This window comes from Dysgonomonas sp. HDW5A, assembly GCF_011299555.1.
Taxonomy (GTDB): Bacteria; Bacteroidota; Bacteroidia; order Bacteroidales; family Dysgonomonadaceae; genus Dysgonomonas_A.
In genome coordinates this window covers 3,529,704-3,545,051 of the sequence record NZ_CP049857.1, presented here as the reverse complement: position 1 = coordinate 3,545,051, position 15,348 = coordinate 3,529,704, and the positions used below count along the sequence as shown (strand labels likewise).

The 15,348-nt window shown below is 36.1% G+C and carries 7 protein-coding genes; 5 read left to right on the top strand and 2 right to left on the bottom strand.

The genetic code is table 11. The features are described 5' to 3' along the window. Window positions 1-16 precede the first annotated feature (16 nt). Window positions 17-1,072: a class I fructose-bisphosphate aldolase gene (locus tag G7050_RS14720; protein ID WP_166116777.1), complete on the bottom strand. Its 1,056-nt coding sequence runs from the start codon at window positions 1,070-1,072 to the stop codon at window positions 17-19. Between the two features lie 233 nt (window positions 1,073-1,305). Between G7050_RS14720 and G7050_RS14715 the strand changes: the two genes are divergently transcribed. Together G7050_RS14715 and G7050_RS14710 are read left to right on the top strand one after the other, a co-directional pair. After that, entirely contained in the window at window positions 1,306-3,036 is a 1,731-nt protein-coding gene (locus tag G7050_RS14715; protein WP_166116775.1) for a phosphoenolpyruvate carboxykinase, read from the top strand. Between the two features lie 73 nt (window positions 3,037-3,109). Then, a complete protein-coding gene (locus G7050_RS14710) occupies window positions 3,110-4,213 on the top strand; it encodes a hypothetical protein (protein WP_166116773.1) in 1,104 nt (367 codons plus the stop codon). Window positions 4,214-4,277: 64 nt separating this feature from the next. Here the strand turns inward: G7050_RS14710 and G7050_RS14705 are convergent, their stop codons facing one another. Beyond that, window positions 4,278-7,787, bottom strand: coding sequence for a proline dehydrogenase family protein (locus G7050_RS14705; RefSeq protein WP_166116771.1), 3,510 nt, complete (start codon window positions 7,785-7,787; stop codon window positions 4,278-4,280). 378 nt (window positions 7,788-8,165) lie between these two features. On the opposite strand from G7050_RS14705, the gene G7050_RS14700 reads away from it, so the two are divergent. The 3 genes from G7050_RS14700 (at window position 8,166) to G7050_RS14690 (ending at window position 15,237) form a co-directional block, all read left to right on the top strand. Beyond that, entirely contained in the window at window positions 8,166-9,440 is a 1,275-nt protein-coding gene (locus G7050_RS14700; RefSeq protein WP_166116769.1) for a M64 family metallopeptidase, read from the top strand. Window positions 9,441-9,613: 173 nt separating this feature from the next. Then, window positions 9,614-14,041: a translocation/assembly module TamB domain-containing protein gene (locus G7050_RS14695; RefSeq protein ID WP_370521860.1), complete on the top strand. Its 4,428-nt coding sequence runs from the start codon at window positions 9,614-9,616 to the stop codon at window positions 14,039-14,041. Further along, entirely contained in the window at window positions 14,041-15,237 is a 1,197-nt protein-coding gene (locus G7050_RS14690; RefSeq protein ID WP_166116767.1) for a class I SAM-dependent methyltransferase, read from the top strand. Before G7050_RS14695 ends, G7050_RS14690 begins: the two co-directional genes overlap by 1 nt. The last annotated feature ends 111 nt before the right edge of the window (window positions 15,238-15,348 follow it).

The following is a 15,348-nucleotide window of genomic DNA, read 5'->3' as shown; positions in this document are numbered from 1 at the left end:
AACTACAAGAAACACCTTAAGCAATAGTAATGCTATTATCTAAATAAACATCCTGAATAGCATTCAATAATTCAATACCTTCTTTCATCGGTTTTTGGAACGCTTTACGCCCACAAATCAACCCCATACCTCCGGCACGTTTATTAACTACAGCTGTGTATACAGCATCTTTCAAGTCTGAGGCTCCATGAGACTCACCACCGGAGTTAATTAAACCAACACGGCCCATATATCCATTAGCAACCTGATATCGGCACAAATCAATCGGGTGATCGGTAGTTAACTCAGAATACATCTTAGGATCAGTTTTACTAAACTTAATAGCTGTAAAACCACCATTATTTGTAGGAAGCTTTTGTTTTACAATATCCGCTTTTATAGTTACTCCCAAATGATTGGCCTGACCCGTCATATCAGCAGCAGCAGAATAATCTACCCCATCTTTTGTAAATGCCGAATTACGCAAGTAGCACCAAAGAATGGTTACCATACCCAATTCGTGAGCATATTCAAAAGCTTTGGCAATATCAACTAATTGCCTGCGGCTCTCTTCGGAGCCAAAATATATAGTGGCACCTACTGCAACAGCTCCCATATTCCAAGCCTCTTTAACCGTTCCAAACAAAACCTGATCGTATGTAGTAGGATACGACAATAATTCGTTATGATTGATTTTTACTACAAAAGGAATCTTATGTGCATATTTACGGGCAACAGATCCTAGTACCCCGAATGTAGAAGCTACAGCATTACAACCTCCCTCTATAGCCAGTTTCACAATATTCTCCGAGTCGAAGTATAAAGGATTAGGTGCAAATGAGGCACCTGCTGTATGTTCGATACCCTGATCTATAGGCAGGATGGAAAGATAACCGGTGTTAGCCAATCGACCATGTCCCAAAAGGGATTGATAACTATTCAGCGTTTGAATATTTCTGTCCGAATTAATCCAAATATCATCAATAATAGATGGACCGGGTACATGGATAAGCGATTTGTCAATTGTTTTGCTAGTGTGGTTCAATAAATAAGATGCAGAATCACCTAAAATTTGTTCAATTTTTGAGTTCATAATTTTATGGTTTAATATGAAGAAACATATACTATAATAAACAGACAATGAGTCCTAATAGTTTACATCAATACCTCATAAAAAATAATAAAAGAAAGCTTTTTTAACAAAAAAGAGAAAAGATAAATATACCCTTTATTACAATTAGTCTGAATTATTTTTTAACTTTGCTAACTACGCTAAACAAAAAGATATCATTTACAAATATTAATAATCAAAGAGTAAGAGAAGATATGCTACATGAATTCACCCTATCGCGTGATAAAGCGATGATAAATTTTACCCTAAAATACTGTGATACTAAACAAAAGTTGCTAAGTAGCTACGGTTTTAAACGGGTTGTAGAAGCGTTCATCCAAAAAATAAAAAAAGACGATCCTATCATATACGATCACTATATCAAAAGTTTCAAAACGGATGAAGACCTGATCGAATCACTTATCGAATCATTCAAATTATTAACTGTTTTCAAAATAGAAGAAGTAATAGAAGTAGACAATAAGTATACTGCTTTTTTTGCTGATAAAGATCTGTTTATAGAACTGATAGACCTATTGATTCAATTCTGGAAAAATCTTGAAAGATACTCTATCGTTCGCAATTCGAGCTTAGGAGACGGTCTGCAAAATGTTCGTTTTATCCAAGCAAATGATTTGTTTAACGACCTGGTACTTACTACTGCCCGTAGAATAACCGAAACTGTAAACGGATTCGAACAACGTGTATACCGTCAAAAAACAGTTGGAGCAACAGCCTCATTAACCCTTAATGATGTTAATTGGAACTGCCCTATCGAATACAAAGGACTGGCTGCTATACCATTTATCAGTACAGTTGTAATACGTCCTCCTTTTATCACTTACACTAAACGAAATACTCGTGATGGTATTTTTCAGGAACATTCTCAAAACCCACTGGAAAACATCGTTCTCAATGAAGACGATTGGTTTGTGTTCCCTGCAAAAGTAGGTATCATGCTTACATTTGTATACTTCCATAAAGATTTCATGGCTCATGGTATTGGTCTGTCTAATCTATTCGAACTTGCAAAAGAAAGCGAATATATTGGCAAAAAACCAGATATCATCTATGTTTTCGGATATCCTGACGGACACGAAGAAAAACGTACATTCTATTATAAAGACAAGAAAAACGATATCCTGATCGGATACGCAAACTATTGTGACGATATCGATTATTTTGGCTACATGAAGAAGATGTTATTAACACTTCACAACGTAAAACAAATAGAATTCAACAGATTACCTATTCACGGTGCAATGGTAAACATTGTATTGAAGAATGGAAATGAATCGAATATCATCATTATGGGTGATAGCGGTGCAGGAAAATCTGAAAGCTTGGAAGCATTCCGGACTTTGAACGAAAGCTATATCCGTCATATGCGTGTTATTTTTGACGATATGGGATTCCTGAATAAAGAAGTGGACGGCTCTATAAAAGGATACGGAACTGAAATCGGAGCATTTGTCCGTATTGACGACCTTGATCCTGCTTATGCTTACGAACAATTAGACAGAGGTATTTATACCAATCCTGATAAGATCAATGCTCGTGTAACTATCCCAATCTCTACATACGAAGTGATTTCTAAAGGCTACAAAGTAGATATTATGCTATATGCTAATAACTACGAAGATGCTGAGAAAAAGATTGTATTCTATGATGACTTGGATAAAGCCATCGGTATTTTTGAAGACGGAGCACGTAAAGCAAAAGGTACTACGACTGAAAAAGGTCTTGTAAAATCGTATTTTGCCAACCCATTCGGACCGGTACAAGAACGTGAAGAAACAGAAGTCTTGGTACGTCAGTACTTCAAGGATATGAAAGATAACGGTGTACAAATTGGAGAAATCCATACATCGCTAGCTATCGACGGACGCAGCAAGGACGGTCCCCGTGATGCCGCAGAAGAACTATTCTCATTGATCAATAATTAATTATTGATCAATCTATCAGATATAAAAAAGGACTCAAATTAATTTGAGTCCTTTTTACATTAAACAAAATAATATGGAAGGATTCTTTATTATACTAATCGTCATTCCGATCATCACGATAGTATCACTTTTTATTGCTGTCTATTGGGGATTTACTAAATCTAAAAATCCTAAAAAGTATTTCATCACACTGACTTGCGTAGTCGTTGCCATTGCTTTTTTCTTATCTTCGGCTTTTTACGACTACAAAAGTATCATCGTTAACACTTTTTCCTTTACGAAAGTACCTTCGCAATATAAGGAATACCTCTATCTGAATGATACAGTAACTACAAAATATACAATAAAGGCACTTGACGGGTCTATATCCGAGATATTTACTGATTCATTGACGCATAACCTTATTATTACAACAAAGGCTTGGGACGAGTATTTCTGTTATCGCATTGACTCATTAGGACACTTAATTGACTCACTTAATTGTCCGGAAAACATGTATCAACGTGGACGCTATTTACTAGGAATAGAGGCGTATTCTGACTGGATTACAACAGGCGACACTACGCACAAAGCCTATAATACGATCGATGGTGTGTTGACCCGCAAAACCTTTGCTCCATTGTACTACGAAGCAGATTATGTAGAATTTTTCTGGAATAATATATGTGTCTTACACAAAGACGATGGTTGGTATTCATGCAAATTGGACTTTTCTACACAAGATTATTCCGATAATGAACCATATAAAAACAAACAGGATTTTGCCAATATCCACTTAGCTGCGAAGTCGGCTGATTTGCCATCCATGAATCCTTCTGACTATTACGAGAGTACATTTTATGATGGCTTACTTATTTTTAAAGAATGCCCTGCTACTAAAGCGAATGGAATACTCAGTTTTGATTATTTCAGAAAAATAGACTATAATTCGGGATTCTCTTCTTTGTTTTCGGGTATAGGTTCGCCTACAGGCGGTAACCATCATTCAGAAAAATGGGACGGAGTAGCGTATTGCAAACTAAAAATAGGCGATCGGTATGTACCATTCGCTTACAAGATGGAACATACACTCGGACATTGGGACGAATACATAATGAGGATGTCAATATACATCAACCCCAAATACGCTATCTTTGGAGGCGAATATTGGACGTATATTATGATCGTAAACAACTAATAGATAGACAAAAAAGCTGTAAGAGCATATATAATATGCTCTTACAGTAAAAAATTATATAATTCTATTTATTTTCGTCAAAAATACTTCCGTAACGATGGTATTCAAAAGCAATACTTTGTTCTTTCAGGTAATGAAGCAATTCTAAACGTCCTTCAACTAAAGGTTTATGAGTTGCAATATGTTTTCCTAATTTAGCAGCTCTCGCAAAAATAGCATCCGATAAATTAGCTGTACAGGTTCGTACCCGCTCAAATTTATCCATATCGGCTATAAATTGCTCTTCATTCTCAATTAAAACGTCTACACCTTTAGTTATGGATATTGCTTTTTCCAAAGCTTGTAATTTATCATTACCACCATCAATACTTATAGTCAAATGAGTCTTTGCCGTTGAAGCAGCTAGTAAACTTAGTAAAATATCCCCTAAATCGTCATCAGCCTGAACACGCAGTACTACTTTTCGTAAAGGAAGATAGCGAAATATATTAGATTCGCCATAAATATGGTTTACATCCCTTTCCTGAGAAAATTCTTCACGCCATGCTTTTCTATAATTCAGAGCAGCAAAATCTAATCTAGCTTTTGATTTATCATCTGCTATAAGTTCGCTTAAAGGAGAGCCTGAAGATTCTGCAACTATTAATTCATTCTCGGTAAATTCCACAAAGCAAGAGACATAATTTACACCTCCGGCTTTAATACCTCCACCAAAGGCTGATCGTTTCATTCCTCCAAAAGGCTGACGATTAACTATTGCGCCTGTAATACCTCTGTTTATATATAAGTTACCTGCTTCTAATGTATTTTTCCAAAGTTCCTGCTCATTTTCATCCAAACTTTGCAGACCTGATGTAAGACCATATTCCGAAGAATTTACATAGGCGATTCCTTGCTCTAAATCATCAATACAGACAACTGCCAACAATGGAGCAAACAACTCGGTTTTAAATGTATAACTAGTTGGTTTTACCCCCCATTTGACGGTTGGTTTTAGGATGTATTTCTTTTCGTCAACAAATTCTGGAGCAACTAACCATGATTCTCCAGGTTCCAGATGTTCAATAGCATGCAGCAATTTATCGTTATCATTCGTTATCATCGGCCCCACTATATTGTCGGGATTCCAAACACTTCCGGTATGAAGACTCATTACAGCATCTTTCAATTTCGATTTAAAATTTTCGTCATTGTAAATATCCTTATCAACCAACAGAAGCGAACAAGCCGAGCATTTTTGACCGGCATTACTGAAAGCCGACGATACTACATTTAAAATAGCATGATCCTGATCACCATTCCCTGTAAGAATAATTGCGTTCTTTCCTCCGGTCTCAGCCGAAAGCGGTGTACGCGGACTATTCTCCAACAAACGGAAAGCCGTATCGGTTCCACCTGTAAGAATTACATGTTTAATAGATGAATGGGCAGTTAAATAATTAAGAGGTCCACGCCCATCCGTACAAACCACTTGTAAAGCATCTTTAGGCACACCTGCATCCCAAAAACATTGGGCAAATTCCCAAGCAATAGGCAAAGCAACCGTAGCAGGTTTTAAAATCACGGAATTACCTCCTGCAAGTGCTGCGGCAACTCCTCCAACCGGAATAGCGAGTGGAAAGTTCCAAGGCGGAATTACCAATACGATACCTTTGGCTTTATAAGATACAGTTTCAAGATCAGCAAACGGGTTCATCGTGATGGGATAAAACCGGCAGAAGTCGATTGCTTCCGAAACCTCAACATCCCCTTCCATAAAGGTTTTACCTGTAATGGCAGACATACAGCCTATTAAATCGCCTCTCTTAGCAGATAAATTATCGGCAACAGTATGCAAAATCTGATTTCTCTTTTCAAGACCTGTATTTCTCCACCCCGATTTATCTGATTCTGCAACTGCAACAATTTCTTTAACTTGCTCTAATGAAGACAAGCTTGCTTCACAGAAACAAACTTCATCATTTCGGCTTCTATCGTAATATTTCTTTTTGCTTTCGGTGGTTATTTCTCGACCTCCTATCTGGACTGGGATTTTATAATTATCTTCATTTACCTCAGTACCCCATTTTCTCAATTTATCCAATGCCCATTTTCGATTTACGGGCAAATCTAAATCTGTATCAGGTTCATTGTGAAAAATATTAATATCCTGCACTGGAAGAGGTTTTTCCAATCTATTTTGTTTTCTGAAAGCTTCAGCCCTCATAGTGTCTTTTTTAGCATAAGCATCGAGAAACTGATTAGCCAGAAAATCCCAATGAGGACTATCCAATTTCAAGTTAAACGAATAACTTAAAAAATTATCTTTGCCCGTATTCTCATCCAGACGTCTAACCAGATAGGAAACCGCATTCAAAAAATGTTCTTTCTTTACTACCGGAGTATATAATATAATTTGCTTACCCAAACTTCTCATGACGCGAGGCAGATGATTTGCCATCCCTTCTAGCATCTCGAAAGTAATATAGTCTTTCACATCATTCTTCTCACTCAATAGGTATGCATATCCTATTGTGAAAAAGTTATGCGATGCAACACCTACATGAAGCACTTTTGCATTTTCAGGCAATAACGCCACATCAAGAATATGCAAATAATTGGCATCCACATCTACTTTAGAGGGTAGTACAGGATTCGGCCAACCTTTCAATGAAGATATAATACTCTCCATTTGTAGATTAGCCCCCTTCACCAATCTCATTTTAAGGGGTGCTCCTCCTTCTGCAACCCGTTTCTTTGCCATTGTAAGTAATCGTTGCTGAAACAATGCTGCATCGGGTAAATAGGCTTGCACAACTATGCCTGCTGTATAGTTTTTAAATTGAGGCATACTTAGAACAGTTTCAAACACATCAAGCGTAAGCTCGGCATCTTTGTATTCCTCCATATCGAGATTTACAAACTTAGCCTTTTGAGTCCCGTCTTGTGTAATGTAAGGATAGTCTATGGCCTGCTGATATATTGCAGCTACACGCTCACAAAGTTCTTTTTTATTTTGCTCGTAACTCAATGGCTTGATCTGAGCATAAATCCCCGATAGTTTAATGGAAATATAATTAACATCGGGCTCTTTCAAAGCCTCCAGATAATGTTCATATCGATGTTTAGCTTCGCCATCACCTAAAACAACTTCTCCTAACAAATTCACATTCTGCCCTATATGACTTTGCCATCTATGCTCCAGATGTTTGGTAAGCTCGGGACGTTCCTCTCCGATAATAATTTTACTTGTTTCCTGACGGAGGCGGTCTTTGAAAATAGGTATAGAGATTCCATCAAATAAATAACCTACGCTTGTAAATAACTTCAACATCATCTGATCGAGCGGTCCAAAAAAATCAGGAACACCATATTCCTCAATCAGCAATTTCATACGTTTTGCCAGTTTTTTACTGTTACGAATCTGGGACGATTCGTCCAACATCTTCGACAACAAAATCTTATTGGCCGGAGTTTGCACCAATGATGCAAATTTTTGCTGTTCTTTAATCTCTTCGGGAGTTAATTCACTTTCGGCCTTAGCCAGAAATTGTTTTGCCCAATCAAGTACATCAGAAGTTCTTATGTTTTCCATTATTAAAAAGATTATAATATAGTAATCGTAAGTTTTGAAAGTATAGCAGGTCTCAAACCTATTTAGTTGTTCATCCAAGTATAAACAACAATTGAAAAAAAGTAATAAAAATGGCGTGAGACCTTAGTTGTCTAATGACATCAATATTCTCTGTAATTTTACAAATTATTTTTCTAAATAATTCAGTAAAAACCCACTTTTTACAAATAAATTATTTTGATATAGAAATAAGAAAATAAACATCAATATAAAACGAACTATTAAACAATACAATCAATTAGAAAGAATTTAAAAGGAAATAGATAAAATAAAGCATATAATATATCGAAGCAAATAACTATCTTTATAGTTTAAGTTATAGACCAAAATCTATTTATCATGCGTAATTTAATATTTCTTCTGCTCTTGGTATATCCATTTGCTTCCCAAAGCCAAGAATTTGATACTTATTTTGTAAATAAAACTTTACGAATAGATTATATTTTTTCGGGAAATTCTGAGAAACAAGCCATAGCAGTAGATCAATTAAATGAATTGCCTCAATGGGCAGGAAGAAAACACAATTTATCAAAAAGCCAACTCGAAGGCAATGGACAAATAGCCATGTATAACCTTCAATCAGGCGACTGCATATATAAAAACACCTTCTCAACCCTATTTCAAGAATGGATAACGACGGATGAAGCTAAATCGATAAAGAAAAGTTTCGAAAATGTTTTTCTCCTGCCCTTCCCTAAAGAAAAAGTAATGGTAGAAATTTCATTAAGAGACAGGTATGGAAAATATGATACAAAAATGAGTCACATTGTAGACCCTACGGATATTTTAATTCATAAAAAGGGATACAAAGATATAACGCCCTACTCTATCATTCATAAAGGCAAAGAAAATACCAAAACGATCAATGTAGCTATACTAGCCGAAGGTTACAAAGAAGATGAAATGGATAGTTTTAGAAAATATGCAGAAGAAACCGTGCAACAAATACTTTCTTACGCACCCTTCGATAAATATAAAGATAGCTTCAACTTTTATTTGGTCGAAAGCCCCTCCAAAGAAAGTGGACTAAGCGTCCCTCAAAATGGTATTTGGAAAAACACCGCATTTAATTCACATTTTGACACCTTTTACTCTGAACGATATCTGACAAGCAGTCGGGTGAAAGATATACACGATGTTTTGGCAGGCATCCCTTACGAGCATATTATTATACTTGCCAATACTGATGTTTACGGAGGTGGTGGTATATTTAATTCTTATACTTTGACAACTACCGGACATAAAAACTTCAAGCCTGTTGTTGTGCATGAATTCGGGCATAGTTTTGCCGGATTAGCCGACGAATATTTTTACGAAAGCGATGCTTTAGACAATACATATGAACATGGTATCGAACCTTGGGAACAAAATATATCGACATTGGTAAACTTCGATTCCAAATGGAAAGACATGCTACTGGCTCAAACTCCTATCCCCACAAATATTAGTGATAGTACAAAATATAAAATCGGTGTTTACGAAGGTGCAGGCTATTCAGCTAAAGGTATATATCGCCCTTCGGTAGATTGCAGGATGAAAACAAATACCTGCAAAGAATTTTGCCCCGTTTGCCAACGTGCAATAGAACAGCTGATACTTTTCTATATCCAATAAACAATCCATCTATATTTAGTATTAATTATCACAAAAATAGAGGGAATACGACTTGCTTTTTATACTTTTGTACATCCTAAGGAAAAGACTCTATTAAACGATTTAAATATATATTTCTCAGCATATTAGGAATTATTCTAGGATTAATATTGCTTTTATACGGCCTACTGAATATGTCGTATGTGCAGAATTATGTAAAAGAACGAATTGTACTTGAACTCAAAAACAAATTACAAACCGATTTAGGCATAGGATCACTCTACATACGTCCCTTCAATACCATACAGTTAAACGATTTGTATCTGAAGGATCAGAAAGACAGCACGATACTGATTGCTCAGAAAGTATATGCCGATGTAGAAATACTTCCACTTCTCAATAATAAACTTATCATAACGGTATCTAAACTTTCTGACTTTGAAGTAAATTTGTCAAAAGACAGTGCTAAGGCACCTTTAAACATTCAGTTTATAATTGATGCTTTCAAACCCAAAGACAATAAAAAGAAAACCAAATTTGAGGTACAGATAAACTCTCTGAATATTGCTGATGGACGTTTTAAGTTTGATATCAACGACCGTCCCTACGTAAACGATAAATTTGACCCTAATCACATTAGCGTTACAGATCTCAATGCAATTCTCTCCCTCAGGTCACTCGAAACCGACTCGTTAAATATTCAGATCAAGAAGTTAACCCTTCAAGAAAAAAGCGGATTAAAGATCAACAATCTTATTGTTCGGCTTATCACTCAAGATAATCATCTCTTTGTCAAAGGATTTAAGCTCGAATTACCAAAATCGTTACTCGAATTCGAAAAATGTGAAATCGATTATTCTTCAACCGATTCAACTAAAACTCTTATAGACAAGGCTCTGTTTGCAATTAAAACCTCGCCAATTTCCTATATTGCCCTCAAAGATATCGCTGCTTTTGTACCATCATTCAAATATTTTGAAGAGAGGGTACTATTCCGCACCGAAATTAACGGTAGCCTCGACAGTATAAGGGTTACTAACCTAACGCTTGATTACGGTGAGAAAATGCATATCGTAGCAAAAGGTTATGTGAAGAATGTGAGAGACAAAGAAAAGTTATATGCACAAGGAAGCGTTGATAATTTGACGGTAACAAAAGAAGGTATTATAGGCCTTCTGAATAACCTATCGGGAACAAAAAAAGACTTGCCTCCTATTCTTAATAATATTAATACTGTTTCATTTCATGGAAATGTCTCAGGATATTTAAAACAATTAAAAGCGGACGGTTATTTAGGTGCCGAACTAGGTTCAGTTATCGCAAAACTTGATTTTGGCTTCAATCCCGATACCCATACTAAATCTTTCTTTAAAGGGAATATCAATACTCAGAATTTCCAACTGGGGAAATTATTGGACAATAAAGATCTGGAAGATATTTCTCTAAACATGGATGTCAATATTACTCAACCCGCATATGGAAAATTAAAAGGGTCTGTAGATGGGCTTGTGCAAAAAATCACCTTCAAAAAATACACTTATCACGATATTAAGTTGGGTGGTACATATGACGGTCTGCGTTTAAACGGAGGTTTATCAGTGGATGATCCGAATGGTATACTTAGCATTCATGGATTATTCGACTTATCTGAAAAAGAACCGAAACTGAACTTTGATGCTCGGTTAAGAAATGTTCGTCTGGACAAACTAAACCTAAGCAGTAAATACAAAGAATCATACTTAAGTCTGGGAATAGATGCCAATTTCTCAGGAAAGAATATCGATGATATACAAGGTTATATCAAAACAGACTCGGTCAGTTTCAGACAACCGGATAAGACTTTCACCTTAGAAAACTTTATTGTAGAAGCATCCGGCTTCGAAGATACACGTAAACTAAGTATTCAATCGGATATTATCAATGGTGAAGTATTGGGTGCGTACTCTTTCACCACAATAGCCGAAAGCGTAAAACGTTCACTGAATGCTTATTTACCGGCATTGATCAGTTTCAACGAGAAGAAAAAAACAAAGATCAAAGAAAATAATCTGACATTTGATTTCACAATCAATAACACAGAGAAAGCCAGCGATATTTTCCAATTACCGGTAACTATATACAGTGCCACCAAAATAATCGGATTCTATAATAATCAAACCGAAAGATTCAAAATTGAAACCTATCTGCCATCATTAAAAGCAGCCGGAACCAGAATTCAATCGGGCTATTTATTAGTAGAAAATAATAGTGACGAAATAAAATCTACCATATCGGGTACATTTGTCACTAAAAACGGCACATTAAACAACTTATCGGCTGATGTTGTTGTCCAAAATGATATCATTAATATCCATACTCTATTCTTAAATAAAGAGGAAGGAAAACTTAAAGGCGAATTTACCAATTCGATAGCATTCTCTAAACCGGATAAGAAAACCTTACAAACCGACATTGAGTTTCAAGCCGGAGAGTTAGTTTTGAACAATACTCTGTGGAAGATAAAAAAATCACAGATCCGCATTATCCCAAACAAAATAAGCATAAACGATTTTGTAGTAACCAGCGAAAACAAAGATCAGCAACTAAAAATAGACGGAACTTTTTCGGCTAAAGATCCAGATGAACAACTGCATGTCCACTTAAAAAACATTGATCTGGACTATATATTCAATACCCTATCAATAAGTGCCTTGCAATTTGGAGGGGCAGCAAGTGGCGACCTCACACTATCTTCTATCGATGGGCAGCCCTATGCTAATATAAACCTAAATGTACTCGATTTTGCTTTTAACAATACTGTACTTGGAAATCTGAATCTAGACAGTGATCTGGATGCTGAAACCAAGAAAGTAAATTTAAAAGGAACAATATCGAATCCTGAAAGTAAACTTACTAATATTGATGGATTTATAAATCCTATAACACAAGAGTTATCAATAAACTTCGATGCAGACGAAATAGATGTTGCCTTCCTTAATAAATATGTAGCTAGCCTGTTTAATGGAGTTAAAGGTAAAGGCAGTGGAAATGTACACTTATTCGGTAATTTCTCGGATGTAACAGTTGAAGGTAAAGCCTATATCGAAAATGGAGGATTAGGTATCAACTTCCTGAATACCAGCTATACATTTACCGATACCATTTACATGAAAAAAGACCTCATTTATTTTAATGACATCGCTTTTCATGATGCAAAAGGCAACATAGCATTAATCAGCGGTAAAGTAGTACACGATTATTTTACTAACTTCTTATACTATGTAAGTCTCCTTGGTGACAATTTCATGCTGTACAATGCCACGCAGAAACATAACCCCATGTTTTATGGAACAGTCTTCGGCTCGGGAACCGGTGTTATAAAAGGAGATGAAAGAGCTGTTGACATTAATGTCAATATGCAGACTAACAGCAATACTAATATCTTCATGAATTTCATGCAAGAAACGGCCTCCGAATATTCTTTCATCAGATATAAGACAAAAGAAGAAGCAACCGATTCGATACACAATCCGAACGAAAAGCCTAAATTAAGCAGGTTTAAAACCGATTCGGGTATGGAAGTAAATATGAATTTCTATATTGATGCGACTCCCGATGCGACAGTGGAACTTCTCATGGACCCTGTAGGAGGAGATCGAATAAAAGCTTCGGGTTCGGGTGCATTACAATTCACTTGGGGAACTAATAAAGATCCTATGCTTTATGGTACTTATATGATTAATAAAGGGTCATATAACTTTACATTCCAAAAAGTATTTGAACGAAAATTCTCTATTCAAGACGGCAGTTATGTACAATTTAGGGGTGATCCTTTCGAAGCCAATATCGACATCACAGCTCTATACCGTGTTATAGCAAATCTGAATGATTTAGATCAAAATATAGCGAAGAACTCTGGACAGACAAGCGTTCCTGTAAATTGTATCCTTAATATTACGGGAGCATTACGCCAGCCAAAAGTAAATCTGGATATTGCTTTGCCATCGGCCGATCCCGAAATACAAAGACAGATAAAGAGTTTGATGAGTACCGAGGATATGATCAACAGACAAATTGTTTATCTGTTGCTATTATCTAAATTCTATACGCCGAATTATGCTCTGACAGACCAAAAAACGTCTGATTTTGCAGCAGTTGCCTCGGCTACATTATCAACTCAATTGAGTAATATACTCAGTCAACTCGATGATCGCTGGCAAGTAGGTACCAACATACGCACCAGTGATGCAGGATTTTCGAATACTGAAGTTGAACTTATTTTGTCGAGCAGATTACTTAATGACCGGGTTTTATTTAATGGAAATTTCGGTTACCGGGATAATGCGATGACACAGCAAGATGCGTTTATTGGAGATGTTGATATCGAAGTATTGCTCAATCGAATAGGTACATGGCGTCTGAAAGCATACAACCATTACAACGAAAAATATTATTATGTCGGAAGTGGTGGTAGCAGCAACGGAGTACAAACTCAGGGGGTTGGTATTATGTATAAAAGAGATTTCGATCATTTGAGAGAATTATTTACAAGACCTAAAAAGAAAAGCACCATATCCATCATTGATACTGCGAAAAATCAAGATACCTTGAAGCATATCAATCAAATGGTAAAAATGAAGTGATGATTCATATAGATAAAGATACCCAACAATTTATATTAGAACATGAATCGGATGACATACGACAACTTGCATTAAAAGCAAAATCGTATCCTGATATTGACATGCCTATTGCGATCAAACAAATTGCAGGAAGGCAAATAGCTAAACATAAAATTCCATCCTGGTATCAATGTGAAAATATTATCTACCCAAAGCATCTTTCGATGGAACAATGCTCGTCCGAAGCTACAGCTCTGTACAAAGCCGCTTTATGTAAAGGGGATATCCTTATTGATCTTACCGGAGGATTGGGTGTCGATTTTTCATTCATGGCAAAGAATCACAAACAAGCATATTATATCGAAACTCAACATGAGTTGACCGAATTAGCCCAATTTAATTTTAACACATTAAATTTAAATCAAAGTAAAGTCATACAAGATGATGCAGTTTCGTTTCTAAACTCATTTGAGGGTATTGCCGATACTATATTTATAGATCCGGCCAGAAGAAACGATACGGGAAAGAAAACAGTTCTCATAGAAGACTGCACTCCCAATCTGCTTGAGATAGATAATCTTCTGACTACTAAAGCTCAGCGAGTAATTATAAAACTATCCCCTATGCTTGATATCACTCTTGCTTTGAATTCGCTCAGTAATGTTACCGAGGTACATATTATCAGTGTAAATAACGAGTGTAAGGAGCTATTATTCATAAAAGACAAAGTACGTAAAGATGAAGACATACAACTCATTTGCATTAATCTTTTAACGAATAAGAAAGATGCGTCTTTTACCTTCACTAAAGCCGAAGAAAACACATTGTCTATTTCTCATACAGATGAGCCGAAGAGATACTTATATGAGCCAAATTCTTCTATACTCAAGGCAGGTGCATACCGAAGTTTAGGTGCAAGGTATGGCTTAATGAAATTGCATCCCAACAGTCATTTATATACTTCTGATACTTTAATAGATAGCTTTCCCGGTCGAAAGTTTCAGATCAAGGAAGTGATATCACCCAACAAAAAAGAAATAAAAGCTCATTTCAAAGATATTACTCAAGCAAACATTGCTACACGAAACTATCCGTTTTCGGTTGCAGATATCAGAAAACAAACCAACCTGAAAGAAGGTGGAACAGATTATATCTTTGCTACTACCTTAGCCAATGAAAAAAAAGTATTAATTTTGTGTCAAAAGGTTTCGGATTAATCTCGCAAACCTACACTAAGTTCGCAGAACTATTTATTGCTTTGGCTGTAGTAGTGAGCCTATGTGTTCACGTATTTCGGACAGACACATAGGTCTGCCCCTACCAACAAT

Coding starts and splice junctions, on each gene's coding strand:
- G7050_RS14720 (WP_166116777.1), bottom strand. CDS start 1,072: ATGAACTCAAAAATTGAACAAATTTTAGGTGATTCTGCATCTTATTTA.
- G7050_RS14690 (WP_166116767.1), top strand. CDS start 14,041: ATGATTCATATAGATAAAGATACCCAACAATTTATATTAGAACATGAA.
- G7050_RS14715 (WP_166116775.1), top strand. CDS start 1,306: ATGCTACATGAATTCACCCTATCGCGTGATAAAGCGATGATAAATTTT.
- G7050_RS14710 (WP_166116773.1), top strand. CDS start 3,110: ATGGAAGGATTCTTTATTATACTAATCGTCATTCCGATCATCACGATA.
- G7050_RS14695 (WP_370521860.1), top strand. CDS start 9,614: ATGTCGTATGTGCAGAATTATGTAAAAGAACGAATTGTACTTGAACTC.
- G7050_RS14700 (WP_166116769.1), top strand. CDS start 8,166: ATGCGTAATTTAATATTTCTTCTGCTCTTGGTATATCCATTTGCTTCC.
- G7050_RS14705 (WP_166116771.1), bottom strand. CDS start 7,787: ATGGAAAACATAAGAACTTCTGATGTACTTGATTGGGCAAAACAATTT.